Annotated in this window: 2 protein-coding genes; both read left to right on the forward strand. The window is 68.1% G+C overall.

Translation table 11 applies throughout. The features are described 5' to 3' along the window. The first annotated feature begins 69 nt into the window (after positions 1-69). Positions 70-378, forward strand: coding sequence for a transposase (locus tag ACWCQS_RS46040; RefSeq protein ID WP_450674380.1), 309 nt, complete (start codon positions 70-72; stop codon positions 376-378). Further along, a complete protein-coding gene (locus ACWCQS_RS46045; RefSeq protein WP_450987279.1) occupies positions 375-1295 on the forward strand; it encodes an IS3 family transposase in 921 nt (306 codons plus the stop codon). Before ACWCQS_RS46040 ends, ACWCQS_RS46045 begins: the two co-directional genes overlap by 4 nt. Positions 1296-1327 lie beyond the last annotated feature (32 nt).

Here is a 1327-nt window from a genome sequence, read left to right on the forward strand (position 1 = left end):
TGAGGTTCCCCCGAGATGCGGGGAGAGGTGACAGAGGGTCAGATGGGTTTCACGAGAGGAGCCCTGACGATGCCTGCCCCGAGGAAGTACCCGCTGGAGTTGCGTGAGCGTGCGGTGCGGATGTACCGGACCGCCGAGCCGAAGCCCGTGATCCGCCGCATGGCTGAGGAGCTCGGTGTGCACCACGAGGCCCTGCGCAACTGGATCCGCCAGGCCGAGGCCGACGCCGGCGAACGGAACGACATGCTCACCACCGAGGAGAAGGAAGAGCTGGCTCAGCTGCGGCGCGAGGTGCGGGAACTGCGCCGGGCCAACGAGGTCCTGCGGACGGCCTCGGCTTTTTTCGCGGCCCAGCTCGACCCGACCCGGCCCAGGTGACCGCGCTCGTCGACGAGCACCCGCACCTGGGGGTCGAGCCCGTACTCCGGGAACTGAACATCCCTTCCTCCACCTACTACCGCTGGCGTCAGGCCGAGAAGGAGCCGTGCGAGCGGCGCCGCCAGGACGCCGAGCTGACAGGGAAGATCCGGCAGGTCCACGCCGACTCCGGCGGGATCTACGGCTCACCCCGCGTGCACGCCGTCCTCAAGCGTGAGGGCGTCCACGTCGGCCGCAAGCGTGTCGAACGGCTCATGCGCCAGGCCGGCCTGGCTGGGATCAGCCCCCGCCGGGGCAAAGGTTTCACCCGCCGGGACCCGGCCGCCGACCTTGCCCCTGACCTGGTGCAACGCGACTTCACCGCAGCCGGGCCGAACCGGTTGTGGGTCACCGACCTGACCATGGTCACGACGCTGGAGGGGCCGTTGTGGCTGTCCGCGATCCGCGATGCATTCTCCCGCCGGGTGGTGGCCTGGGAGACCTCCGCCCATGCGGACGCGGACCTGGTCCTGACCTCGCTGGAGTATGCCCTGGCCAGCCGCGAAGTCGCGCCCGGTGAGCTTGTTCACCACGCGGACCACGGCACCCAATACACCTCTGTGAAGCTGACAACACGCCTGGTCAGGGCCGGGGTCCAGGCGTCCATGGGCTCGGTCGGCGACTCGTTCGACAACGCCCTGGCGGAGAACCTATGGATGGTGATCAAGACCGAGTGCATCCGCGGCCGGGTCTTCGCGACCAGGGCCGAAGCGAACCTCGCGCTCTTCGAGTACATCGACGGCTTCTACAACCCCCGCCGCATCCAGAAACGGCTCGGCTACCTCAGCCCGATCGAGTACGAGGAGAAGCACTACGCCAGCCGGGCAACAGCCGAACCAGTGAACCTGAAACCACGTCAATCCGCCCTGACCAGCTAGTCATCCACTCCCGCGCAGCGGGGGAACCTCAC

Source organism: Streptomyces sp. NPDC002076, from assembly GCF_053593835.1.

Bases quoted from the DNA above. Each gene is read 5' to 3' on its own strand.
- ACWCQS_RS46040 (WP_450674380.1), top strand. From the start codon at position 70: ATGCCTGCCCCGAGGAAGTACCCGCTGGAGTTGCGTGAGCGTGCGGTG.